The organism is Nonomuraea sp. NPDC048901 (assembly GCF_040649695.1).
In the GTDB taxonomy this organism is placed as follows: Bacteria; Actinomycetota; Actinomycetes; order Streptosporangiales; family Streptosporangiaceae; genus Nonomuraea.
In genome coordinates this window covers 889,518-914,072 of sequence record NZ_JBEZFW010000001.1, presented here as the reverse complement: position 1 = coordinate 914,072, position 24,555 = coordinate 889,518, and the positions used below count along the sequence as shown (strand labels likewise).

Sequence of the window (24,555 nt, the reverse complement as noted above, 5' to 3'; positions counted from 1 at the left end):
TCCGCTGACCATCCGAGACCTTGAAGCACCGCAGACAAAGGAGAAACAGCATGAGAACTTTCACCAGGATCCTCACCGCGACGACCGCCGCGATGGCACTGAGCGGAACGGTGCTGGCCACCGCGACGCCCGCCTCGGCAGCCGGCCGCGACGGCGTCTGTGACAGCGGCGAGTTCTGCTACTACTTCAACAGCAACAACCAGGGCTCGGTCTCCGACTTCACCGGATCGGTCTCCGACTACGACACCACGCAGCCCACCTGCTACGACTTCAAGGGCCCCGGCGAGGGCAAGGGCAAGTGCATCAAGAACGCCGCCGCCTCCGTCTGGAACCGCAGCAGCAAGAAGGTCCGCGTCTACTTCAACACCGGCAATACCGGCACTTATCAGGACTTCGCCGCCGGCGCCAAGGGCAACCTGAACGCCAGCCTCAAGAACCAGAACGCCTCGCACGAGTTCAACCCGTCGTCAACAGCGCGCACCAACATGTCGTTCGCGCTGTACGCGTCCTCCGGCGGCGGGATCACCTGCGGCTTCGACGGTTACACCTCCACCTCCGGCCGGCATGAGGGCATCGACATCGCCCGCGGCATCGGCGCGGATGTTCACAACCTGGTGGCGGGCACGATCACCAATGTCCAGTTCGGATCCACCGGCCGGGCTGGACTGTCCACGATCGCCGTCTACAACGCCGCGGCGAACAAGACGGTGATCTACCTGCACTCCGCTCCGCGGTCCTCCCTGCGTGTGGGCCAGTCGGTCAGCCGCGGCCAGATCATCGCTGACGAGTCGTGGCACGGGGTTTCGAGCAGTGCGTCCGCGCACACCCACGTCGAGATGCGCCCCGGACGGCAGACGCGGGCGTCCAAGAGCGTCGGCGACCCGACCCTGGAGAACCCGAACCCGACCTCGTTCTGGAACTCCCAGGGCTACAACGTCCGATAACGACCCGCGACCCGCTGACATGAGAGGAAGACACCTGTGCCTTCACGAACTGTACGGCTGATCTCGGGGCTCACCACCGCGGTGGCACTCGGCGGAACCATGCTGACCACCGCGACGCCCGCCTCGGCGGCCAGCCGCGACGGAGTCTGCGACAGCGGCGAGTTCTGCTACTACTTCAACAGCAACAACCAGGGATCGGTCTCCGACTTCACCACTTCGATCCCCGACTACTCCACCACGCAGCCCAGCTGCTACGACTTCAAGGGCCCCGGCGCGGGCAAGGGCAAGTGCATCAAGAACGCCGCCGCCTCCGCCTGGAACCGCAGCAGCAAGAAGGTCCGCGTCTACTTCAACACCGGCCTCACCGGCTCCTACCAGGACTTCGCCCCAGGCGCCAAGGCCAACCTCAACTCCACTCTCAAGAACCAGAACGCCTCCCACGAGTTCCTGGGTAGCTCTCTACCGCCGACCCAATGCAAGACCGACGGCACGGACAGCAAGCTGCCCACGACGATCCTCGTGTACCGCGAGTCCCTCAATCGCGTGGAGCGGGTGGACTTCAAGACCTACGTCAAGAACGTCCTGCCCAACGAGTGGGTGACGAGCTGGCCGAGCGAGTCCCTCAAGGCCGGCGCGATGGCCGTGAAGAACTTCGGCTGGTACTGGGCGCTGCACTCCGCCAGCAAGACGCCGAGCGGCCAGTGCTTCGACGTCTATGACCACACCTCGAGCCAGGTGTACAAGCCCGGCTCCGCGAAGGCGGTGACGAACGCCGCGGTGGACGCGACTTGGGGCACCCGGCTGACTCGCAGCGGGAAGATCTTCCGGGCCCAGTACTGCTCAACGACGACGGCGTGCGGTAACTGGGTCAACGGCGACTGGATGTCGCAGTACGGCTCCCGCGACAAGGCCAGAGCGGGCTGGAGCTACTCCAGGATCCTCAAGAACTACTACACCGGGATCGTCATCGGCTCCTGACCCCTCCGAAGACCATAGTTCCCCGCCGTATCCTGCGCGGCGGGGAACTATGGCGCGTCGACGATGATCTGGAAGTTGACCGGCCGGCTTCCGGGGAAAAGGACCGTTCCCGAGGCGTCCACCATCTTGAATCGCACGTAGCACAGGCCCGGCTTGCTCGGCGTGGTGACGACGGTCTGGATGTCGACCAGCTCGCCGGGTTGGGTGTCCTTGATCGGCACGTGGGAAATGGTCTGGCACTGATCGGCCTGCTGCGTGACGTCGAGGCGACGCAGCGAATAGCCCTTCCACGGCACGGTCCCGGAGTTCTTGAGTCGCCATGTCTTGGTCACGGTCTTACCGGTGCCGACGCGCGAGCAGTCGGGGAGCGTGACGTCCTCGATGAACGTCACCGCGTCCCCCTTGTGCAGCGGCGCGGCCAAGGGCGGGCTGGTCGAACGCACCGGGCAATCGGCCGGGGACAGCGCGGCCATCGCCGAGGTGCCGGACAGGGCCGGGCCGGGTTGTACGTCGGGCGTGGCGCCGCGATTGATGGTGGCCACGATGACGGCCACCGACCCCACGGTGACGACCGCCGCCGCGAACGCGGCCGGGCGGATCCACCGTGATCGCCCTTGTCCCTCCGGCGTATGGACCTCGCCCACGATCTCGCCGGTCGACCATCCGTGGGCGAGCCGCACGGTATGGGGTTCCGCGGCTTCGCCGGGCAGATGATCCGCTGAGGTGTCCGTGCGAATCGAAAGCTCCCCGGTGCTCCCCGACCTGACCGCCAAGTTCGCTCGCTCCCAGCGTTCGCGGTACGCGGCCGGGTCCGCGCCGCACACCTTGAGGAACTCGACGGTGGTCTCCCAACTCGGGAGCCGGTTACCCTTCGTAGCCTCGTGCAGCGTTGTGTGAGAAATCGCCCCTGACCGACCGGACATTTCCCGAAAAGACGGGTTGCCGACCGAGGTACGCAGTTCCCGCAAGGTCACCGCGAAGTCCTCGATCGCCTCCGTCCGTACCCGCGTGTCGTCCACCGTGTGAAGCTAACAGCACCCATGGTGTTCATCAACCGAAACGGACAATCCCAGTGAGACGGTGCTTGAGAAGGCAACCGATAACCCGAGAACCATTCGCACCATTCATCGTTCCGCTCGAATACGGTGCGCAGCATGGTCGCCACCCAAGGTGGCGGGCCCACCGTCCGGCGCGAAGGCCGGACTCGCCACGCCATCGCCGTACCCGTCGGACGAAGCGACCGTCAATGGCCCCGTCAGACGCTGAGAATGTATGAACCGGCTTTCCCGTCTTTCCGAGAATCCGAGTCAATGAAGCCATAACCCGTGTGTTCACCCCCGAGGGCATGGTTCGTGGGCGATCTAGGCCACCCCTGAACTGGCACGAGTGAGATCCAAGTGACGACAGACGGACACTCTGTAATCCTTCGATTTACATATTCGGACACCGCAAAGCCGCGCCGACTTGACATCTGCTGTAACCACACAGTCGACAATCGGCAATTTCTCATCCGGCGGGGTAATCCCTCAAGTCAACCGGCCCGCCCATCAAGTCAGCGAGCACGGAGAGTCACTGCCGGCTACGATCTCCAGAGCGTCCGCGCCATCAGCGGACCCGCGGCATGTACCCCTCCACAGGCGGATAGCCGTCCTCCAGCCAAGCGCACATCCGCCAGTTGGCCGCCCACAGCCGCTCCCGATCCGACGTGAACAGCGCGTAGGTCTCGGCGAAGAACTCCTTGGTCGACGTCCGCCCGTACGGCGTGCACGACTGGTATCCGACCTGTGCGGCATAGGCGGCGAACCGCGCCAACAGCAGCCCGGGCGCCGCCAACCCCGCGATATACGTATGCCGCAGCAGCAGCACCGTAGTCACCTTGACGACATCGCGCTGCCCCTCAGGAAGCAACGCGTCCAGCGTCCGGGCGGCGGCCAGCGTGGGGTCCGCCTGCGCGACGGCCGCCTCCTGCGCCTTGGCGAAGGTCGCTATGACATCCCTGACGTTGGGGGGTACGGTCTCCCGGAGTGCCGCCCAGGTCTCGTTCGCGACGGGGACGAAGTCGTCGTTCGCGTCGGTGTAGGCCCCGTAGGCGGTGGTCCAGGTGTTGAAGGCTTGGATGAGCCGATTGTCGGCGTTCGCCAAGGAGGCGCGCAGCCGCTGGTCGAGCAGGTCGTACGCCTGCCGCGGCTTGTCCCTGAGCCGAGCCAGCGACAGTGAGGCCTGCTCGTGGGGGCACATGGTGACCACATGGCCGATCTCGTGCAACAGGGTCCAGTCGCCGCCCGGCCCGCAGTCGCCCGGCGGGCCGGACGCCGCGCGAGTCATGTCGTCGAAGGCGAGGTCGAAGTAATGGACGTGCGGCGTCGGTTCGACAGGCTTCGGACCGATCAGGTCCAGACCACCCGTGCTCACATGGGCCTCGCCGCCGTGCCGGCCGGCCGCTATGGGATCCACGGGCATGTCGCGGATCAGTGAGGTGCCCTTGAGCGCCTCGAGGTCGCCGGCCGGAATGCGCTCGAACGCCGACGCGACCTGGCCGAGCTCGGCCAGGCTCCACGCCTTCGCCGGACGATTGTCGGCAGGCAGCCGGTCGCCCACGCCGCCGAGCGCGAACCGCCTCTGCAGCGCGTCCTTGCCCTCCTTGATCGAAACCGGCCGTGGGTACCACGCCGGTAGCGGCCGGTCCACCACGTCGCCCAGCCGTTCGGCACGCACCACGCGGTTGTCATCGGTGATCAGCTCGTAGCGGGCGGATCCGTTCGGGAGGGGGATCGTCAGCGGCCAGACGGTTCCCGGCAGTTCGAGCGGCTGACCGTCGGGCCGGGTGAGGCGGGTGGTGACACGCATGATCATGTACTGGACGGCATCGCGTTCGTGCACGGGCACGAAGGTGAGGTTGGTGGTGTACTTGGCATCGCGGATCGCGGCGCCGGTGTCCCCGAAGTCCCGGGGCAGCGGTTCCGCTGGGGGGACGAGCCTGAGCATGGTCGGTGCCGGACCGTTACCGTCGCCGAGCAGCAGGTTCACCACTCGGCGCAGCAGGAGGAGGAAGGACTCGTTCTGCTGCAGGTCCTGGCGGGTGAGCGCGCGTAACCGTACGACGCCGTCGGTGCCGGGGCGTACCGTGACGGCGCAGCGGCGCAGGCCGGCCAGGATGCGGTCACGGACCCGCAGGTCAGTGGCCTTCAGCTCGGCCCACTTCTGCTCCAGCAGGCGCAGGTACGCGCCGAAGACGCCCTCCCAGACATCCCCCAGGGCCGCACCGTCCTCGGCGGCCAGAGCCACCCCGGCCAGCTGAGCCGAAGTGACCGGACAGGTCTCCGGCCACTTGGCCAGGAAGACGGCGAAGCCGACGGCGTCCTTGTCCTGCTCGTAGGCGGTGCGCCCGGCAGCGAGGAGTTTGGCGACGTCCGTGAGGCGGATTGTCCGCGTCGGGCGATCGATGAGACGACCGTCCGTTTCGTTAAACGACGTCCTGATCTCGTCAAGTTTGATGAGTACCTTGCGCGTGGGCGTCACCGCTGCATCCATGGACGGCTCCCTCCATTGGAACGCTCCCTTGAACGGTAACCGGGGAGATTCCCGATTCCCTACGCTGTGTCCGCTGAATGACAGACCGCGTCAGAGGAGCCCACGTTCCATGGCCACCACGACCGCCGCCGCCCTGGTCTCGACGCCGAGCTTGGCGAAGACGTGCTTGAGGTGCGTCTTGACCGTGGTCTCGCTGATCAGCAGGGTTCTCGCGATCTCCTTGTTGGCCGCGCCCCGTGCCACCAGGCGCAGCACCTCCAGCTCGCGCGGGCTCGGCGCCTGCGTCGCGGGCCCGCGGATGAGCGCGGAGGCGATCGACGGCGCCAGGACCGCGCCGCCCGCGGCGGCCGTACGGACCGCCCGGTGCAGTTCCTCGCGCGGCGCGTCCTTCAGCAGGTAGCCCGCCACCCCGGCGGCCATGGCCCGGGTCACGTCGGCGTCGGTGTCGTACGTGGTCAGCACGATCACCTTGATCTCCGGGTGGTCCACGCGCAGCCGCTCGATCGCGCCCACGCCGTCCAGGCCGGGCATGCGCAGGTCCATGAGGATGACGTGCGGCCGTGCCTGCCTGGCCATGGCCAGCGCTTCGTACCCGTCGCCCGCCTCGGCCACCACCTCGATGTCGTCCACGTGGTCGAACATGCCGCGCAGCCCGTCGCGGACCACCGGATGGTCATCCACGATCATCAGCTTGAGGGGATACGCAGGCACAGTGCCGTCCCCTCTCCCGGCGCCGTCTCCACCGTCAGCGTTCCGCCCACGCCGCGGGCGCGCTCGCGCATGGCCGCCAGCCCGTAACCGGAGCCGCGCGCGGCCGGGTCGAAGCCCCTACCGTCATCGAACACGTCCAGCATCACCTCGTCGTCCATGTACGTCAGCGTGATCGCCACCCGGCCCGCCCGCGCGTGCTTGGCCGCGTTGGACAGCCCCTCCTGCGCCGCGCGCAGCAGCGTGGCGCCCACCTCGCCGGGCAGTGGCCGGGGCGGGCCCTCCACCGTCACGGTGGCGCTCACCCCGGACGTACGTGACCACCGCTCGGCGACCTGCGCCAGGGCGGCGTCGAGGCGCGCGTCCTGTAGGGGGCCCGGCCGGAGCGCGTCCACCGAGCGGCGGGCCTCTTGGAGGTTGTCGCGGGCCAGCTCCTTGGCCAGCGCGATCCTCCTGCGTACGGCGGGCAGGTCGGGTGTGCCCGATCCGGGCATGGCCTGCTCGGCCGCCTCAAGCTGGGTGATGATCCCGCTCAGCCCTTGGGCGATGGTGTCGTGAATCTCTCTGGCCAGTCTGGCCCGCTCCTCCAGCACGCCGAGCGTCTTGGTCTGCTCGCTCTGGCGCAAGACGTAGGTCAGGAACATGCCGATCGCCACCACCAGGCCGCAACTCCCGGCGAGCTGCCACACGGCGTCGGGGTCGTCGAGGTAGCCCCTCGCCGCGAACGTGCACAGGATGGTCGTCACGGCCCCCGCGTACGACCAGGGGGTGGTCAGCAGCACGTACGGCTGGGGCATCAACCCGAAGATCACCACATCGAAGGAGCGGTCGGTGAGCACCAGCGCGACGTAGAGGGCGCAGAGCACGGCCAGGTGGAGCGCCATGGGGCGGAGCCGACCGAGCAGGTGCGGCCGACGGACGACGAAGAACCAGTGCCAGACGGCCAGCGACGCGAGCACCACCAGAGTCACGGGGGCCGGGCTCTTGTTCTCGCCGATCGACAGGATCAGCCCCAGTGCCAGGCAGGCGTAGAACAACAGGTGGAAGGCGCGCACCCAGCGCGCCTCCCAAACGTTCACGCCGTCACTCCCATCGGAACAGCGCCGCGGCCACCGCCGTACCCGCCACGATTATCCCGGCAAGGATCATCATCGGGAAGAGTACGGTGGCGCCGGTCCAGGCGGCGTTCAGCAGGTCCACGCCCGGGGTCAGCGGCAGGAAGTCGCCGATCACGCGGAGCGAGTCGGGCAGGGCCTTGCGGGGCACGGCCGCGCCCGCCAGGAAGACCATCGGGAACATGACCATCATGCCGATCAGGCTCGCGCCCCTGGTGTTGCGGACGATCGCGGCGATCACGAAGCCGAGCGCGCAGACCGTCACCGAGCACAGCACGAAGGCGACGGCCAGCAGGGGTACGTTCGTGGGCGGCTTCGCGCCGAACCCCACGATCGCGGCCACCACCAGCAGCGCCGAGCCGACCAGGGCCGCGGCGACCTGCGCCACCAGCTGGGCGCCGAGCAGCAGAACCGGGGAGATCGGCGTGGTCGCCAGCCGCTTGAGCACCTTGCGCTCGCGGTAGGCGGCCACGATGCCGGGCATGGCGCCCATGCCGCCGATGGCCGCGATCATCGCCATGTAGCCGGGAACCGCGCCGCTGTCACCGCGCTTGAGCACCAGGAGCATCAGCGGGAAGGCCATCATGAAGAACACCGAGGCGGGATCGCGCAGCAGCAGCCTCAGCTCGGTCGTGGTGAGCGCGGTGAACGCCTTCATTGGTCCGCTCCTTCCAGGGCGAAGTACGCCTCTTCCAGGCTGGAGGTGCCGGTCCCGGCGATGATCTCGGCCGGGGTGCCCATGGCCCGGATCCGGCCGCGGGCGAAGACGGCCAGGCGGTCGCACAGGGCCTCGGTCTCGTCGAAGTAGTGGCTGACCAGCACCACGGTGGTGCCGGATGTCTTCAGCTCCCGCACCAGCCGCCAGGTCTCCCGGCGGGCAACGGGGTCCAGGCCGGTGGTCAGCTCGTCCAGCACGACCACCTCGGGGTCGCCGACCAGGGCCAGGGCGAGCATCAACCGCTGCTTCTGCCCGCCGGACAGGTCGCCGTACGCCTTGCGCGCCAAGGGGGTCAGTCCCCAGCGCTCCATGACCACCCGCCAGTCGGCGGGCTGGTGGTAGAAGGAGGCGAAGGCGTGCAGCGCCTCGGCGACCTTGATCCGCTCCGGCAGCGCGCTCTCCTGAAGCTGGGCGCCGATGCGCTGGGCCAGGGCCCGGCGCCGGCGCGCGGGGTCCTCGCCCAGGACGCGCACGCTGCCTCCATCGGCGCGCCGCAGCCCGAGGAGGCATTCGACGGTGGTGGTCTTGCCCGCCCCGTTGTGGCCGGCGATGCCGAAGGTCTCGCCGGCGTGGACCGTGAACGTGACGCCGTCCACGGCGGTGGTGTCCCCGTACGTCTTGCGCAGGTCTGTCACCTCGATGGCTTCCATGCCTCAAGACTCCCGTCGGGGCGGGTCGCGCAACATCGCCCATCACGCCGCCCCGGCATCCTCCATCCGGGTGATACGCGTCGGTTCCTGAGCGGCGCGTTTCACCCGCTCTCGCGCTATGAAGGGATATGTGGAATCTGCCCACTACTGGCGTTACCACGGGCTCGGTGGCCTGGATCTGATGCGCGCGCAGTTCGTCCAGCACCGGTTCGCCCGGCACAGCCACGAGACGTACGCGATGGGAACGCTGGAGGCCGGTCAGGAGGAGATCCGGTTCTCCGACGGCGTGCAGTACGCGGGGGCGGACGAGGTCGTGGTGATCGAACCGGGCGTCGTCCACACGGGCGGGCCCCACACGACCGACGGATGGACGTACCGGGTGCTGTATCCGAGCGTCGAGCAGGTGCGGGAGGTCGCCGACGAGATCGGCGTGCCCGGCGGGACCCCGTCGTTCGAGCGGCGGGTGATCACCGACCCGCGAATGGCCCGGCGAGTGGCGGCCGCCCATCGCGTGGCGGAGTCCGGCGCGTCACTGGCCGCGGACTCCCAGCTCCACACGCTGCTGACCCTCATGCTCCGCGCGTACGGCACGCGCCGACCGCAGCGCCAGGCCCGCCGGACCGGCAGGAGGAGCATGTCCCAGGTACGGGATCTGCTGCACGCGACGATGCCGGACCCGCCGGGCCTGACCGAACTGGCGGCGGTGGCAGAGGTCACTCCGTACGCCCTGTTGCGTTCCTTCCGGCGCGCGTACGGCATGCCGCCGCACGCGTACGTGACCCAGTTGCGCGTCGCGAAGGCTCGCGAGCTGCTGCGGCAGGGCATGCCGCCGGCGCAGGCGGCCGTCACGGTGGGGTTCTGCGACCAGTCGCACCTCTCGCGGCACTTCCGGCGCCTCGTCGGAGTGCCGCCGCGCGCCTACCAGCGTGGGGTGCAATAACGTCCAATCCTTCGCGTACGCCGCGTATCTACCGTGCCCGCATGACGACCGACGAACGCGCTCTCCCCCTCGAACTCGACCCCTCCGCCATTCAGCGCCTGGGCCGGCACGCGGTGGATTTCCTGGCCGACTGGGTCCGCGACCTGGACTCGGCGCCCGCGAGCGACTACCGGCAGGCCGGACAACTGGTCACCACGTTGCGGCGCCCGCCCGGCGAAGGCCCCGGCGACTTCGCCGCCCTCCTGGAGCTCTTCCGCCAAGCCGCCGGGCAAGGCGTGGACACGGCCGGTCCAGGCTATCTCGCGTACTTCCCGGCGGGCGGGCTGGTCACAGCGGCGCTGGCCGAACTGCTGGCCCAGACCGTCAACCGCTTCACCGGCGTGGCCCAGGTGGCGCCCGCGCTGGTCGCCATGGAGCACGGGGTGCTGACCTGGTTCTGCGACCGGTTCGGACTGCCGGAGGGCTCGGGCGGGCTGGTCACGACGGGCGCGTCGGTGGCAACACTCTCGGCGCTGCTCGCCGCCCGCCACGCCCACGGAGACGGGGGAGGCGACGGCGGAGGCGACGGCGACGGCATGTTGTACGTGACCGAGCACACGCACTACTGCGTCGCCAAGGCCGCCCGCATCGCCGGCCTGCCCGCCGAGCGGATCCGGACCGTGCCCGCCACCGCGGACCTGCGCATGGACGTCTCGTCGGCGGCCACGATGATCGCCGCCGACCGCGCCGCAGGGCTGCGTCCGTTCTTGCTGGTCGGCACCGCGGGAACCACCAGCTCCGGCACCATCGACCCGCTTGTGGAGCTGGGCGAACTGGCTCGCGGCGAGGGGCTGTGGTTCCACGTGGACGCCGCCTACGGTGGCGGGTTCCAGCTCACCGAGCGGGGCCGGGACCGGCTCGCCGGGATCGAGGCGGCCGACTCGATCGCGCTGGATCCGCACAAGAGCCTGTTCTTGCCGTACGGCACGGGCCTGCTCCTGGTGCGCGACCCCGCCGTACTGCATGCCGCCCACGCGGCCGACGCCCGGTATCTGCAGGACCTCAGCCCGGTGGACGACCTGCCCGACTTCGGCCACCTCGGGGTGGAGCTGACCCGGGAGTTCCGGGGGCTGCGACTGTGGCTGCCCCTGCATTTGCACGGCGTACGGGCCTTCGAACGGGAGCTGGACGAAAAGCTCGACCTCGCCGCCTATGTCCACCGCCAGCTCGCCGGGGACCCACGCTTCGAGGTGCCGTGGCAACCGGACCTGACAGTGGTGCTCTTCCGGCTGCGCGGAACGGACGAGGACAACAGGCGGCTCCTGGCCGAGATCAATTCCAGTCGGCGCGTGTATCTGAGCAGTACGGCCATCGACGGCAGGTTCTTCCTGCGCCTGTGCGTGCTCAGCTTCCGCACCCACGCGGACCGCGTCGAGGAGGCACTGGGAATCATCCGATCAGCGTGCTGATCTAAGGCGACACCTCCGAATCGATATGACTTGAAGGGCATATGACTCCGATGGCATAGTGGAGTATGTGGACATTGACTGGCCAGCCTAATTCGGTGCGTGGCTTGACCGGCTCGAAGCAGAAGCCCGCGCCGGCGACCAGCGGTCGCGGCTGCTCCTGGTGTTCACCGCCCGCGCCCTGGATCAGCTTCGGAATATGACTGGACCACTCACCCCGGATGCGGAAACGGCCACACTGCGGTGGGTTCGCCAGTCACGCCGTCATCAGCTGTGGCGGGTGTCGCACGCCTACCATCCGGAGGTGGCGGTGCGATTGATCTGCTGGTTTCCACCGAACACCGGGAAGGTCGTCGTGGCCTTGTTCGCCGGGGACAAGGCCAAGCTGGGCGATCTGTTCTACGACAGCGTGGCCGCACGCGCGGACGGGCTGATCGATCAGTGGAAACGGGAGACAGCGTTTGAGGAGAAGCCATGACCGAGCCTGACAACACCTTCGTCCGCGGCAACGAACACCTGGACCGACTGCTCGCCGATCCCGAACTCGCCGCTGACGTGGCCCAGGCGCACGAGGCGGCCGAGGAAATGGACCGCGCCTATGCCATGAACCTAGCGATGATCCGCAAAGCCGGACAGATGACCCAGGTCGAAGTAGCCAAGAGACTCGGTGTGGGACAGGCTGTGGTGTCCCGGCTGGAGAATCGCAGCGACATGCTGCTGTCCACTCTGTTCGACTACCTCACGGCAACAGGAGCCGAAGGCGCCAGCATCGTCGTGACCGTCCACGGACGCCGCATCGAACTGGACCTGGCGCAACTGCGCGCCGCCTCCTCCGACCAGCGATCAGCGTGATCCGTCCGCTCCGCGCCTGAGGTTACGAGCACTGACTGGCTGTCTCCACGGGTCGGTCAGAGCATTCCAAGCAGGTGAACACGTACATCGATCCTGCGTCACCGATCATGATGCCTGCGGGTTCCTGGAGTTCGGAGACCTGGTGGGGGCGCAGCAGGTGCTGTTCTTCCAGTGGTACCCATCTCTTGTCCGACCCCCCATCGTGCTCCCAGCTCGCGATGGTGAGCAGGTGCGACATCTCGTGTCCGCGGTCGCACTCCATCGAGATCGGGTCCTGAATCCAGTCAACCCACCCGCCGACCTTGGTTCCCGGGGCCGTGGACAGGTGGTCCTGGTAGCTCCATTCCTCGGGATTGTGCGAAGAGTCGCTCCATTCGGCGACCTTCTTGTCCAGCTCCCGGCGGGCCACAGCACAGGACCGCCCATGGAACTATCCGTGATGGCCGGAGCTCCACGGCGCGGGTGCAGCCGGACCGTGGTCTTCACCTGGTCAGCCAGGTCCGGAAAGATCGCCGCCACATCCACTGGCGCAGGCGGGGTCGACAGTCGCACGCCTTCTCACTCCGATCACCAGGAAGTCCGTGGACGCAAACCGTAGAGCAGCGCTCCGACAGAACGGAACGTGTGCTCTCCAGGACTGATCACTGGGCCATGAGGAGGGGCGACCGCACTCGTTCACTCCCCGGTTCGGCTTTCTGCCCGTTCGCCGCACAGTAGCCGGGACCGCCCGTCTGCTGAGCGGCCAAGGGCGTCGAGGTTGGACTGGTCACGGTCCCGGAAGGCCAGGTCAGATACCGTCGGCGGGTTTTGGCGGCGTTACTGGGTGTCGTCACACCCGCGAAGCCCAGAGCCGCTGATAATACGGATTACTTCAGCTATTACCCCTTGACATCCTCTAATGTCCGGTTTCACAATGACCGAACTAATGCGCATTAGCAGGACGATGGGTGATACGCACAGTGACTGGTTCAGGGCGGCGTCTGACGCAGCAGGACATCGCGCGCATGACTGGCGTGAGCCAGACGACGGTGTCACTGGTGCTCAACGGGCGGGCCGACGGCGAGGTGCGGATCTCGCCCGAGACCCGCGACCGAGTACTCCAGGTAATCAGGGAGACCGGATACGTTGCCGATCCGGCGGCGCGCGGGCTGGCCGAGCGGCGTAACCGTATCTACGGCGTGTTCACCTATGAGGCCGTCTTCCCGGCGGAAGGTGCTGATTTCTACCATCCGTTCCTGGTCGGCATTGAGGAGTGTGCCGAGGAGGCGGGCTGTGACCTGCTGCTGTTCACCAGTGCCAAGGTGGAGCAGGGTGAGCGGCGGCGGATCTTCAGTGGGGAGAGCCGGATTCGGCTGGCTGACGGATGCGTTCTGCTCGGCCGGACCATCGACCGGGACGACCTGTCTCGGCTGCTGACCGAGGGCATCCCGTTCGTTTCGGTCGGCCGTCGCGATGACGCCGGTGGGCCGGTGCCGTACGTCGGGGCCGACTACCCGCCCGCGATGCGCGCGCTGGTCGAGCGGGCGGCGGCGCTCGGGCATCGCCGGATGGCCTATGTCGGAGTGGGGGCGGGTGCGGAGTCCTTCGCCGATCGGCTGCGCGGTTTCACCGCAGGTGTGGCCGCGACCGGTGTCGAAGGGTTGCATCTGACCACCGCGGACGGGCTGTTCGCCTCCGGTGCGAGCGTGGTGTTCGCCGAGGAGCTGGCCGACGGCGTGGCCATCGTCGAGAGCGCCCGAGCCCGTGGCCTGGACGTGCCGCGCGACCTGTCCATTCTCGCGCTGGGCGCGTCCACCAGGCCGGTGTCGACCGACATCGACTTCGCCGGGTTCCGCATTCCCCGGCGGGAGATGGGGCGCAGGGCCGTCGAGTTGCTTACCGGGGTGCTGGAACGCGGTGGTGTTCCGCAGGAACTGCTGGCGTGCGAGCTGGTCGAGGGATCGACGTTGGCACCCGCACCCCGGACATGACGTTGGCACCCCCGCACAGCACCCCGCACCCCGGACATGACCCTTACCCCCGGACATGACCCTGGCCCCCGTACCTGACACAGACCGTACTTGAGGAGAGGTAAAACCCCACGTGGTTGAGATATCGGCAGACGCGCTCGTTGTCGGCGGCGGGCTGGGCGGCGTTGCCGCCGCGCTGGCCCTGTTGCGGGCCGGGCGCTCGGTGGTGCTCACCGAGGAGTACGACTGGCTGGGCGGACAGCTCACCAGCCAGGCCGTACCCCCGGACGAGCACACCTGGGTGGAGCGGTTCGGCGTCACGGCGAGCTACCGCGCGCTGCGCGACGGCATCCGGCGTTACTACCGCGACCACTATCCGCTGACCGAGCGGGCGCGGGCGTGGCGGGAGCTGAACCCGGGCGCCGGGCACGTCAGCAAGTTGTGCCACGAGCCGCGGGTCGCCGTCGCGGTCATCGACGAGATGCTGGCCCCCTACCGGGGGTCGGGCAGGTTACGCGTACTGCAGCCGTACCGGCCGGTCGGGGCCGAGGTGGACGGCGACCGCGTCACGGCCGTGCGGCTCGCGCATCGCGACAGCGGCGACGAGATCACGGCGGTGGCGGCGTACGTGCTGGACGCCACCGAGACCGGCGAGCTGCTGCCGCTGGCCGGGGCCGAGTACGTGACCGGGTTCGAGTCGCGCGACGAGACCGGTGAGCCGAGCGCCCCGGCGACGGCCCAGCCGATGAACATGCAGGCCGTGTCCGTGTGCTTCGCGATCGACCACGTTGACGGCGACCACACCGTGGACAGGCCCGCCTCGTACGACTTCTGGCGCGCCTACCAGCCGCCCTTCTGGGGCGACCGGCTGCTGTCGTGGCGCTGCCCGAGCCCGCGGACGCTGGAGATCGTGGAGCGTTCCTTCACCCCGAACCCGGGTGACGACCCCCGCCTGGTGGAGGCCGACCAACGGGTCAATCCGGGCGACGGCAACCTGTGGACGTTCCGCCGGATCGCCGCCCGCGACAACTTCCGGCCCGGCACGTACGACAGCGACATCACGCTGGTCAACTGGCCGATGATCGACTACCTGGAAGGGCCGATCATCGACGTGCCGGACGCCGATCGGCACCTGGCGGCGGCCCGCGAGCTGTCGATGTCGGTGATGTACTGGCTGCAGACCGAGGCCCCCCGCCACGACGGCGGCACCGGCTACCCGGGCCTGCGGCTGCGCGGCGACGTCACCGGCAGCGCCGACGGGCTCGCCCAGGCCCCCTACATCCGCGAGTCCCGGCGCATCCGGGCCCTGACCACCGTCACCGAACAGGACCTGTCCGTGGCGGTACGCGGCGACAAGGGCGCCGCTTCCTATCACGACTCGGTGGGCGTGGGCATGTACCGCATCGACCTGCACCCCTCGACCGGCGGCGACAACTACATCGACGTCGCCTGCTCCCCGTTCGAGATCCCTCTCGGAGCGCTGATCCCGCAGCGGATGACCAACCTGCTGCCCGCCTCCAAGAACATCGGCACCACCCACATCACCAACGGCGCCTACCGTCTGCACCCGGTGGAGTGGAACGTCGGCGAGGCGGCCGGCGCGCTCGCCGCCTTCTGCCTGGACCAGGCCACCACGCCGCACGCCGTGCGCGCGGACGGGCGGCTCCTGGCCGACTACCAGCACCGGCTCGCCGGCGACGGCGTGGAGCTGCGTTGGCCCGACGTCACCGGTTACTGACGTACAAGGAGAATCCCCCATGAAAGCACCCGGGAAGCTGGCGGCCCTCACGCTGACCGCCCTCCTCACCCTCACCGCCTGCGGCGGCGGTGACGCCGCGCCGGCCGCGAAGGGCCCGCAGCCGCTGCGCATGTCGATCTGGACCTCCAACGAGGCCCACCTGAAGCTGTTCAAGGACATCGCCGCCGAGTACCGCAAGTCCCACCCGCAGGTCGGCGAGATCACCTTCGACCCGATCCCGTTCGAGAACTACACGACCACGCTGACCACGCAGATCGCCGGCGGCAACGCCCCCGACCTGGCGTGGATCCTGGAGAACTCCGCGCCGGACTTCGTCGGCTCCGGCGCCCTCGTCCCGCTCAAGAGCAAGATCGAGAAGGCGGACGAGCTGGTCCCCGCCGCCACCCGGCTGTGGGAGAACGGCGGCGAGCTGTACGCCTACCCGTTCTCCACCTCGCCGTTCGGCATCTTCGTCAACACCGACCTGGTCAAGTCCGCGGGCCAGAAGTCGCCGCGTGAGCTGATCAAGGCGGGCCAGTGGGACTGGGAGCACGCCAACGAGATCAACAAGGCCGTCGCGGCGAAGGGCAAGAACGGTCTGACCATCCTCAACTTCGACTACAAGGCCTGGGACAACCTCGCCACCATCTGGCAGGGCTGGGGCGCCAAGGCGTGGAGCGACGACGGCGCCACCTGCCAGTTCAACTCGCCCGAGATGGTGGAGGCCATGACGTTCGTCCACAAGGCGATCTTCACCGACAAGTCCATGCCGGGGCCGGGCACCGCCGTCGACTTCTTCTCCGGCGACACCACGATGGCCGTGGCCCAGATCTCCCGCGCCGCCATGCTGAAGGACGCGACGTTCAAGTGGGACCTGGTGCCGCTGCCCGCCGGGCCGAAGGGCAAGTACGCGGTCATGGGCCAGGCCGGGATCGGCGTGCTGAAGAAGTCGCCGAGGGCCGAGCAGGCCGCCGACTTCCTCGCCTACTTCACCAACGCCGCCAACTCCGCGAAGCTCGCCGCGTACTTCCCGCCCGCGCGTAGCTCCCTGCTGACCGCCGACACCATGGCCAAGACCAGTCCCATGCTGAACAGCGACCAGCTCCAGGAAGTGGTGATCGACGGCATCGAGAAGGGCGTGGTCAAGCCCAGCCACAAGGGGCAGGCCGAGCTCGCCCAGACCGCCAGGGCCGCGCTCGACCCGCTGTGGAAGCCGGACGCCGACGTCAAGGCGGTGCTGGACGGCGTGTGCGCGAAGATCCAGCCGCTGCTGGGCGGATGACGTGACGGTGACGGATCTGGGCAACCGGGTGGCCGAGCGCGCCGCCACCCGGCGCCGCCCCTTCTGGACGATCCCCCGGCGCGACGCCCTGGTCGGTTACCTGCTGATCTCGCCGCAGCTCGTGGGAAGCGCGCTGTTCGTCCTGCTGCCGCTCGGCCTGGTCGTCTACTACAGCCTCCAGGAGTGGAACGTCCTGGCGGGCACGTTCGAGTTCGTCGGCGGCGACAACTACGCCAAACTGCTCGCCGACCCGAACATGGGGCAGGTGCTGACCAGCACCGCGCTCTTCTCGGTCGGCCTGGTCGTGCTCAACCTCGCCCTCGCCCTGCTCCTGGCCATCCTGCTCGACCAACGGCTGCGCGGCACCACGTTCTTCCGGACGCTGTTCTTCTCGCCGGTGCTGGTGTCGCTGGTCGCCTGGACCATCGTCTGGCAGTTCCTGCTCCAGCAGGACGGCGGCGTCAACGGCGTGCTCGGCCTGGTGGGCGTGGACGGCCCCAACTGGCTGCGCGGCGAGACCACCTCCCTGCTGTCGGTCATCGTCGTCCAGGTCGTCAAGAACGTGGGCCTCAACATGGTCCTGTTCCTGGCCGCGCTCCAAGGCGTGCCACGTCAGCTGTACGAGGCGGCGCAGCTCGACGGCGCCGGCGCCTGGACCCGGTTCGCGCGCATCACGGTGCCCCTGATCAGCCCGACGATCCTGCTCACCTCGATCGTCACCGTGGTCGGGTCGCTGCAGGTGTTCGCCCAGATCGCCGTGCTCACCCAGGGTGGGCCAGGCATGTCCACCACTGTCCTCGTCTACTACCTGTACCAGCAGGCCTTCCAGTTCCGGCACCTCGGCTACGGCGCCGCCCTGTCGGTCCTGCTGTTCCTGATCGTCGCGGCGCTGACGTTGCTGCAGTGGCGGCTGCGCCGGAGGTGGGTCTTCCATGAGTCGTAGGGTCAAGCTCGCGTTGTACGCGCTGCTGTGCGTGTTGTGCGTGCCGTTCGTCTTCCCGACCTGGTGGATGGTCACCTCGTCGGTGAAGCCGATCAGCGACATCTTCGCCTTCCCGCCGGCGCTGGTGCCCTCCAGGTTTGACTTCTCCACCTATGGCCGGGTCTTCGAGCTTCAGCCGTTCGGGCAGCAGTACTTCAACAGCCTCTACATCGCCGCGGTGGTGACCGTCGGCACGATGGCGGTGGCCGCGATGGCCGGCTACGCCTTCGCCCGCGTCCGCTTCCCCGGCCAGAATGTGCTCTTCCTGGTCGTGCTCGTCGGCCTGCTGATCCCCAGCGAGGTGACGATCGTCCCGCTGTTCCAGATGTTCCACACCCTGGGGATGACCGACACGCACTGGCCGCTGATCCTGGTGCCGATCCTGGGCGCGCCCAGCGTGCTGGCGACGTTCATCATGCGGCAGTTCTTCATCACGCTGCCCGGCGAGCTGGAAGAGGCCGCCAGGGTCGACGGGCTCGGCCGCTTCGGCACCTTCTACCGGGTGGCGCTGCCGCTGGCCAGGCCGGCGCTCGGTGCGGTCGCCATCTTCACGTTCCTGCACTCGTGGAACCTCTACCTCGAACCGATCGTGTTCCTGTCGACCCCGTCGAAGTTCACCCTGCCGCAGGCGCTCACCCAGTTCGTCGACGCCTACGGCTCGCCCCTGTGGAACGTACAGCTGTCCGCCGCCACGATGACCGCCCTCCCCATCCTGGTCGTCTTCGTGCTGGCCCAGCGGCAGTTCATCGAAGGGCTCGCGCACACCGGTCTGAAAGGCTGATCATGCTCTCTCGCCGCACCCTCCTCCGCGCCACCGCCTTGCTCCCGGTGGCCGCCACCCCCCTGCTCGTGCCCGGCACCGCGTTCGCGGCGGTCCCCGACCTGCCGCCGCTGTCCACCCTGAATCGCGCGTCGTTCTCCCCCCAGGAGCAGCGCTTCGCGCCGTACCTGGCCACCCTCGCGCCCATGGTCAACGACATGGACGACAGCGGCTTCTTCGCCGGCGGCTGGTGGCGCTCGCCGGCGGCGTCGTACAACGCCCGTGTGCAGGAGCACGTCTTCACGCTGGCCTGGTTCTACGCCAACGCCCGCCCGTGGAACCCGTACGCCGGGGACGCGAACCTGCTGGCCGCGCTCGACGCGGCGCTCGGCCATTACCTGTCGCTTCAGCACTCCGACGGTTCCTTCCCCGAGTACAGCCGCAACGAGCACGGCCTGGCCCCCACCGGGTTCGGCATCGGCTACCTGGCCAAGACCCTGCGGATCCTGCGCGCGGCCAAGGTGCTGCCCGCACGGCAGACCCAGCTCACCGCCGCGTTGCACACGGCCATGACCTGGTTCCTGAATTCCGCGAACCACAGCGTCTGGCAGGAACCCCTCAGCTACGCCAACCAGACCACCTCGGGCCTGGCCGGGGCCGCGCTCGCGCTCAAGCTCGACCCCGACCCCGCGCTGGCCAAAAGCCTGACCGAGGCGTTCCCCCGGCTCGCCGCGACCGGCTTGAGCACCGCCGGCTTCTTCCACGAGAAGGGCGGCCACGACATGAACTACAACTTCGAGGTCATGCTCCCCGAGATGGCCGACGCCTACCAGCAGACCTCAGACCTGAACCTGGTGAACATGGCCCGCGCCTTCACCGGCTTCCTGTCCTACAACCTGCTGCGCGAGCCCGACGGCGCCGGGTACATGGTCAACGTCGCCCCCTCCACCCGCACCAGCGCCCGCTGGTACGACGAGGTCCGGCCCGACCCCGACAGGACCGCGCTCAACTGGACGTTCATCCGCCAGGTGCCGCTGCTGTCGGCCTTCCTGACCGCCCGCGAGGACCTCGCCGAGGCCCGCGCCGCCTGGGCCGCCTCCACCGAGCCGGTGACGCCGCTCGCCAAGCAGGACACCTCACCGCGCATCCTCACTCACGGCCTCTACGGCGAGGGGTTCCCCACCAGACGGCAGCGGGCCGCCGCCATCGCGGACCTGCCCTACCTGCGCTCCGACAACTTCGTGGAGCTGCGCAAGGACCGCGGCCAGGACTTCCTGTACGTCCGCAAGCCCGGCCTGTACCTGGGCGGCTACTTCGGCGACCGCGCCTCCCTCGCCCGCACCGGCCTGACCTTCCTGTGGCATCCCGAAGCCGGCACGATCATCTGCGGGCTCAACGACAACAACTACGCCTGCTGGGCCACCGTCTTCCCCGGCCAGGCGCCCGACTCCAACGGCCCGCTGCCCGCCACCTACTTCCACGGCGCCCCCGGTGGCAAGGAGTGGACCGGCGGCCCGCCCCCCGCCGCCCTGGGCATCCGCTACGGCAACGCGAACGTCACCACGGACGTCCTGGTCACCCGCCGGACGATCCGGCGCACGGTCAAGGCGAACGCCGCCGCCACCGAGCAGATCCCCCTCGTCCTCCGTCCCACGGACGTCCTCACCTTCACCAACGGCACACAGGCCGCGTTCGGCGGCTCGACCACGGCCACCGCCGACGGCTTCGACATCCGCCGGGGCCGCACCACGATCCGTTTCCGCTGGGGCACCCCGATGGAGGCGACCGTCGCGGCCGGTTCCGTGCGCTACTTCCGCGACGGCGCCCGCCGCTTCCACGCCCTCCGCATCCCGCACCAGGGCACGTTCGACCTCACGGTCATCGTGGGCTGACGCTGGATAGGTGATTGAATCGGGGGCCGGAGCCGGATGGAGGACATGTGATTCGAGCCGCGACAGCCGAGGACATGCCCGCCGTACGGAAGGTCGCCAAGAGGTTCGGCCTGCTGGCCGGATGGTCTGGGACACCCGATTTCCTCGACGCCGAGCGCTCTTTCGGCACGCTCCTCTTCGCCGCGGACGAGGCCGGTGGAGGGCTCGGCTTCGGTGGCACACTCCGACGTGGCCCCCTCACCCACCTGGGCGATCTGTTCGTACTGCCCGAGCATCAGTCCTCAGGGGTGGGCCGGACCATGCTCACGGAGTTGCTCTCCGAAAACGGGCCGAAAGTGACTTTCGCCTCGTCCGATCCCCGCGCCATGGCCCTGTATATCCGGCACGGACTGCGTCCCTGGGTCCCGCTGCTCTACCTGACCGGGCCGACGGCGGGACTGCCCACGCCACCGGTGCGGCGAACGGATGCGGACGACATCGCGGAACTGGACGCCCGCGCCTCCGGAGGGCTACGGCGGGCCACCCTTGCCTGGTACGCCGCCCTGCCGGACGTCACTGCGTACGCGACGGACCGAGGTTACGCCGCTGCCCGCCGGACCGGCCACGATGTCGTCATCGGCCCGGGCGGCGGGGTCACCCCACAAGACTGCGCGGACGCGGTGCTCGGCGCCCTCGCCGCCACCCGGGCGCGCACCGCCCAGATCGCGGTCCCGGGGACGCATCCCCTCGTGCCCACGCTGCTCGGCGCCGGCTGGCGCATCGCGGACATGGACACCTTGATGGCCGACGACGCCGGCCTCGACCTGATCCAACCGGACCGCTACGTCCCCCATCCGGACCTCGGCTGAATCGCAGGTTCAAGGACAGGCCCCGTGCGGGTTGGCGGCCGTACCCTCGGTGCTGAGCAGGACGACCACCGAGGTCGGATCGAGCCCGAGCGTCACACGACGCTCGTCGGCGCCCTCCCCGGTGAGCACCGCGCGGACACCGGCGAGCGCGGCGGCCCCGCACGGGCCCGCTGAAACACCGAGTTCCACCAGGTCACCGGCCGCGCGAGCGGCCGCGGCGTCAGTGATGGCGACCGCGGCGTCCAGCCCGCCGTTCAGGTAGGGCCAGGCGATGCTGGACGGGGTGCCGCAGTTCAGCCCGGCCATGGCGGTTGGGCCGGTGGTGACGCTGACGGCTTCGCCACGGGTGAGGCACTCGATGACGCAGGCCGCGGCTTCCGGCTCGACCGACAGCAAGGCCGGCGCCGGTACGGGCGGACGGCCGCGGTAGTGGGTGACCACGGCTTGGGCCAGGGAGCCGACGCCCACCGGGACGGCGACGAGCCCGGGCGCCGTGGCTCCCGCGGCGGCGAGCTGCTCGTCGATTTCCACGCAGAGCGTGGAGTAGCCCTCGACGATCCAGCCCGGGATCGTCTCGTAGCCGGGCCACGCGGTGTCCTGGATCAGGATCGCGTCGGCGGCGGCGGTGGCCGCCTCGGCCGCCTGGTGTACGGCGTCGTCGTACGAGCCCGGAACCCGGGTGATCTCCGCCCCCTCGGCGGCTATGGCCGCCACGGCGTCCGGATGGACACCCCGGGGGATGAAGATGTGCGCGCGCCGGCCGAGCAGCCGCGCCGTCCTGGCCACGGCGCGGCCGTGGTTGCCGTCGGTGGCGCTGACCAGCGTGACGGGCTCCGCGGCGGTACGCTCCGCCAGGGCCCGGTGCACCGCCCAGGAAGCGCCCAGCACCTTGAAGGCCGGCAGCCCGAGGCGGGACGACTCGTCCTTGACGAACACCCGGCCGACCGCCAACTCGGTGGCCAGGGAGGGAAGTTCGGTCAGTGGGGTGGGTGCGTAGCCGGGCAAGGCGGCGTGGAAGTCCCGCACCCCGGCAGGGGCGGGCGCGCAGGTCCAGGACCGGGCGGCGGGCCGGGCGAACCACGGCAGGGTCGTCGTGGAAGAAGCGTCATCTAGCACGTCCTCAGCCTGTGGCCCGCGTCAACCATCGGTCCAGCGAATGCGGAAATCGGACCTCTGTCGCAGACTGGAATCGGTCCTGTCCAGCCGTCCAATCTGCCGGGAGCATGGCTCATGTACTCCTTATGACTCCTGAGAGAGGACAGACCATCGTGGACAGCGCTTTGATGAGCCCGGACGCGTGCCACCTCGCTACCGCGTCGGGCGGTGAGCACTGATGCCGACGGCGGTTCTGCTCGCCCTGGCCGCCGCCGCCCTGTACGGCGCCTCGGACTTCCTCGGTGGGCTGCTGTCGCGTCGTACCCACTACGCGCTGGTCGGGCTCGTCGGGCAGTCCGCCGCCGCGATCGGTGGCCTGGCCGCCGCCCTTGCCGTCAGCGCCCAGCTCAGCATGGGCGCGATCGGATGGGGGATCGGCGCCGGGCTCGGTGGGGCGGTCGGGACACTGGCCCTCTACCGTGGCCTTTCCCGGGGACGGATGAACGTGGCCGGGCCGCTGTCGGCCGTCGGCGCGGCCGGTCTGCCCATCCCGGTCGATCTGCTGTCCGGCGGGGAGTTCACGGCGCTCGCGGTCCTCGGCGTCGCCTTGGCCATCCCCGGGATCTGGCTGGTCGCCGCGCAGCCGGGCAAGCGCGGCGGTGACAGCGCAGGTGGTGCTGGGGTGGCCGAAGGGCTGCTGGCCGGGCTCGGTTTCGCCGCCCTGTTCGTCTGTCTCGGCCGGGCCGGGGACACAGCAGGCTTGTGGCCGGTGGCCGCGAGCCAACTGTCCGCCGTCGTGGTACTGGCCGTCTACGCGCTGGCCAGCCGTCAAGGCCGGCAGGGGCGGGCGGCCCGAACCACCGGCGCGGCGCGGGTGCCGTGGGCGGCGGTTTGGACTGGGATCCTGGGGGTGGGCGCGACCGTTCTGTACTTCCTGTCCACCTGCGCGGCGACGCTCACCGTCTCCGCCGTCATCACCTCCCTCTACCCTGCTTTCACGGTCGCCCTGGCCGCCCTGGTGCTGCGGGAGCGGACCAGCCTGGCGCACGCCGCAGGGCTGCTGTTGTGCGCGGCCTCCGTCGGCGCCTTCGCCGCCGGTTGAGCCGCCACGTGTGGCGCTGGCGGCTGCCGTGCGTACCCTCCGCGAACGCCCCGCCGCACGTCAAAGGCCACTACCCATGATCGGGTAGTGGCCTTCGACAGAACGTTTCAGCGACCGGCCATCAGGTCAGTCGCAGTGCTCGAAGCCGCTGGTGTACGTGCTGCTGCCGACCGAGCCGCCCCACTTGACGCACTTTCCGGAAGCGGCAAGCTTGACCGGTCCCGCGTAGTAGTCGAAGCTGCCCGAGTCGGTCTTCCTGCTCGCCCCTTGCGGCTCCAGGAACGCCGACACCGCCGACCCCTTGCCGAGGTTCGTCGTCTTCAGCGTCACGACGCAGTTGCTGCCGTTGCCCGAGTTGTACAGCAGGTACGCGCGGCCACCCGTCAGAGCGGCAGAGTCGATGACCGTGAACCCGGCGCCGCAGACGCTCTCGGGGGTGTTGGGGTTGCCGGGGTTGCCGCCACCGCCGCAACCGTTGGTGCTCTTGATGGCCTTCTTCTGGCCCAAGGACACGGTCACGCCCTCAACGGTCGGGCTGGTGTCCATCGCGCCGCTGGAGGTCCGCTGTTCGTAGTGCAGGTGCGGAGCGTTGGAGCCACCCGTCGAGCCGACGGTCCCGATCGTGGTGCCCTGGCCGACGCTCAGCGAGCCGCCGGCCGCCTTCACCATGGACGAGAGGTGGGCGTATCGGGTTCTGGTGCCGTCACTGTGACGGATCTCCACCCACTTGCCGTAGCTGGTGTTTCCCTCGTCGTGGAAGGTCGCGGTGCCCGCGGCGGTGGCCCGTACGGTCTCACCGTTGATGGCGTCGCTTCCGTAGTTCTGCCAGTCGATGGAGCCCGACGGGTTGTGCGTGGGGGTCCAGTTGTTGGCGTAGAAGGTCTTCCCACAGTTGAACGGGCTCTTGTGGGACACGGCCAGGGCGCTGGTGCTCTGTGCCGAGGCGGCCTGGGGGATCAGCGCTGCCGCCGCGAAAGTGACTGACACGGCAAGGACGGCAAGTTTCAGCGTCTTCGGCCAGGTCGG

General features: G+C 69.0%; 22 protein-coding genes. 14 read left to right on the top strand and 8 right to left on the bottom strand.

Going from position 1 to position 24,555, the window contains the following annotated elements:
• Nucleotides 1–50: 50 nt before the first annotated feature.
• Together AB0C30_RS04460 and AB0C30_RS04455 are read left to right on the top strand one after the other, a co-directional pair.
• The gene (locus tag AB0C30_RS04460) at nt 51–944 is read left to right on the top strand and encodes a peptidase inhibitor family I36 protein (RefSeq protein WP_357939504.1); all 894 of its coding nucleotides are present in this window, start codon (nt 51–53) and stop codon (nt 942–944) included.
• Nucleotides 945–980: 36 nt separating this feature from the next.
• The gene (locus AB0C30_RS04455; RefSeq protein ID WP_357939502.1) at nt 981–1,922 is read left to right on the top strand and encodes a SpoIID/LytB domain-containing protein; all 942 of its coding nucleotides are present in this window, start codon (nt 981–983) and stop codon (nt 1,920–1,922) included.
• A 47-nt stretch (nt 1,923–1,969) separates the two neighbouring features.
• Here AB0C30_RS04455 and AB0C30_RS04450 read toward each other — a convergent pair whose 3' ends face one another.
• The 6 genes from AB0C30_RS04450 to AB0C30_RS04425 all read right to left on the bottom strand — a co-directional run bounded on the left by AB0C30_RS04450 (nt 1,970) and on the right by AB0C30_RS04425 (nt 8,644).
• A complete protein-coding gene (locus tag AB0C30_RS04450) occupies nt 1,970–2,941 on the bottom strand; it encodes an NBR1-Ig-like domain-containing protein (protein ID WP_357939500.1) in 972 nt (323 codons plus the stop codon).
• Between the two features lie 586 nt (nt 2,942–3,527).
• On the bottom strand, nt 3,528–5,453 hold the full coding sequence (locus tag AB0C30_RS04445) for a hypothetical protein (protein WP_357939498.1): 1,926 nt from the start codon (nt 5,451–5,453) through the stop codon (nt 3,528–3,530).
• 90 nt (nt 5,454–5,543) lie between these two features.
• Nucleotides 5,544–6,140 (bottom strand): response regulator transcription factor, encoded by a 597-nt coding sequence (locus AB0C30_RS04440; RefSeq protein ID WP_357939496.1) that lies wholly within the window; start codon nt 6,138–6,140, stop codon nt 5,544–5,546.
• Nucleotides 6,140–7,240 carry a sensor histidine kinase gene (locus AB0C30_RS04435; protein ID WP_357939494.1) on the bottom strand — a complete coding sequence of 367 codons (1,101 nt, stop codon included), beginning with the start codon at nt 7,238–7,240 and terminating at the stop codon, nt 6,140–6,142. The genes AB0C30_RS04440 and AB0C30_RS04435 overlap by 1 nt, the downstream gene beginning before the upstream one ends.
• A gap of 4 nt (nt 7,241–7,244) precedes the next feature.
• Nucleotides 7,245–7,934, bottom strand: a complete 690-nt coding sequence (locus AB0C30_RS04430; protein WP_357939492.1) for an ABC transporter permease — start codon at nt 7,932–7,934, stop codon at nt 7,245–7,247.
• Entirely contained in the window at nt 7,931–8,644 is a 714-nt protein-coding gene (locus tag AB0C30_RS04425; protein WP_357939490.1) for an ABC transporter ATP-binding protein, read from the bottom strand. Before AB0C30_RS04425 ends, AB0C30_RS04430 begins: the two co-directional genes overlap by 4 nt.
• Before the next feature lie 130 nt (nt 8,645–8,774).
• Here AB0C30_RS04425 and AB0C30_RS04420 point away from each other — a divergent pair, with 130 nt between their 5' ends.
• The 11 genes from AB0C30_RS04420 (at nt 8,775) to AB0C30_RS04370 (ending at nt 21,332) form a co-directional block, all read left to right on the top strand.
• On the top strand, nt 8,775–9,584 hold the full coding sequence (locus AB0C30_RS04420) for an AraC family transcriptional regulator (protein WP_357939488.1): 810 nt from the start codon (nt 8,775–8,777) through the stop codon (nt 9,582–9,584).
• Nucleotides 9,585–9,625: 41 nt separating this feature from the next.
• Nucleotides 9,626–11,032 (top strand): pyridoxal-dependent decarboxylase, encoded by a 1,407-nt coding sequence (locus AB0C30_RS04415; RefSeq protein ID WP_357939486.1) that lies wholly within the window; start codon nt 9,626–9,628, stop codon nt 11,030–11,032.
• Between the two features lie 301 nt (nt 11,033–11,333).
• Nucleotides 11,334–11,507: a hypothetical protein gene (locus tag AB0C30_RS04410; protein WP_357939484.1), complete on the top strand. Its 174-nt coding sequence runs from the start codon at nt 11,334–11,336 to the stop codon at nt 11,505–11,507.
• Nucleotides 11,504–11,881, top strand: coding sequence for a helix-turn-helix domain-containing protein (locus AB0C30_RS04405; RefSeq protein ID WP_357939483.1), 378 nt, complete (start codon nt 11,504–11,506; stop codon nt 11,879–11,881). The genes AB0C30_RS04410 and AB0C30_RS04405 overlap by 4 nt, the downstream gene beginning before the upstream one ends.
• Nucleotides 11,882–12,828: 947 nt before the next feature.
• Nucleotides 12,829–13,851: a LacI family DNA-binding transcriptional regulator gene (locus AB0C30_RS04400; protein WP_357939481.1), complete on the top strand. Its 1,023-nt coding sequence runs from the start codon at nt 12,829–12,831 to the stop codon at nt 13,849–13,851.
• 112 nt (nt 13,852–13,963) lie between these two features.
• Nucleotides 13,964–15,568, top strand: coding sequence for an FAD-dependent oxidoreductase (locus AB0C30_RS04395; RefSeq protein ID WP_357939479.1), 1,605 nt, complete (start codon nt 13,964–13,966; stop codon nt 15,566–15,568).
• A 19-nt stretch (nt 15,569–15,587) separates the two neighbouring features.
• Complete coding sequence (locus AB0C30_RS04390; RefSeq protein WP_357939477.1) at nt 15,588–16,850, top strand: sugar ABC transporter substrate-binding protein; 1,263 nt, start codon at nt 15,588–15,590, stop codon at nt 16,848–16,850.
• A gap of 1 nt (nt 16,851) precedes the next feature.
• Nucleotides 16,852–17,793: a sugar ABC transporter permease gene (locus tag AB0C30_RS04385; RefSeq protein ID WP_357939475.1), complete on the top strand. Its 942-nt coding sequence runs from the start codon at nt 16,852–16,854 to the stop codon at nt 17,791–17,793.
• Nucleotides 17,783–18,613, top strand: a complete 831-nt coding sequence (locus AB0C30_RS04380; RefSeq protein WP_357939473.1) for a carbohydrate ABC transporter permease — start codon at nt 17,783–17,785, stop codon at nt 18,611–18,613. Before AB0C30_RS04385 ends, AB0C30_RS04380 begins: the two co-directional genes overlap by 11 nt.
• A 2-nt stretch (nt 18,614–18,615) precedes the next feature.
• Nucleotides 18,616–20,484 (top strand): hypothetical protein, encoded by a 1,869-nt coding sequence (locus tag AB0C30_RS04375; protein WP_357939471.1) that lies wholly within the window; start codon nt 18,616–18,618, stop codon nt 20,482–20,484.
• A gap of 47 nt (nt 20,485–20,531) precedes the next feature.
• Nucleotides 20,532–21,332, top strand: coding sequence for a GNAT family N-acetyltransferase (locus tag AB0C30_RS04370; protein ID WP_357939469.1), 801 nt, complete (start codon nt 20,532–20,534; stop codon nt 21,330–21,332).
• Nucleotides 21,333–21,341: 9 nt separating this feature from the next.
• On the opposite strand, the gene AB0C30_RS04365 is transcribed toward AB0C30_RS04370, so the two are convergent.
• Nucleotides 21,342–22,448 carry a diaminopropionate ammonia-lyase gene (locus tag AB0C30_RS04365; protein ID WP_357939467.1) on the bottom strand — a complete coding sequence of 369 codons (1,107 nt, stop codon included), beginning with the start codon at nt 22,446–22,448 and terminating at the stop codon, nt 21,342–21,344.
• Between the two features lie 217 nt (nt 22,449–22,665).
• Here AB0C30_RS04365 and AB0C30_RS04360 point away from each other — a divergent pair, with 217 nt between their 5' ends.
• A complete protein-coding gene (locus tag AB0C30_RS04360) occupies nt 22,666–23,529 on the top strand; it encodes an EamA family transporter (RefSeq protein WP_357939465.1) in 864 nt (287 codons plus the stop codon).
• Nucleotides 23,530–23,655: 126 nt separating this feature from the next.
• Here the strand turns inward: AB0C30_RS04360 and AB0C30_RS04355 are convergent, their stop codons facing one another.
• On the bottom strand, nt 23,656–24,516 hold the full coding sequence (locus tag AB0C30_RS04355; protein WP_357939463.1) for a M23 family metallopeptidase: 861 nt from the start codon (nt 24,514–24,516) through the stop codon (nt 23,656–23,658).
• Between the last annotated feature and the right edge of the window lie 39 nt (nt 24,517–24,555).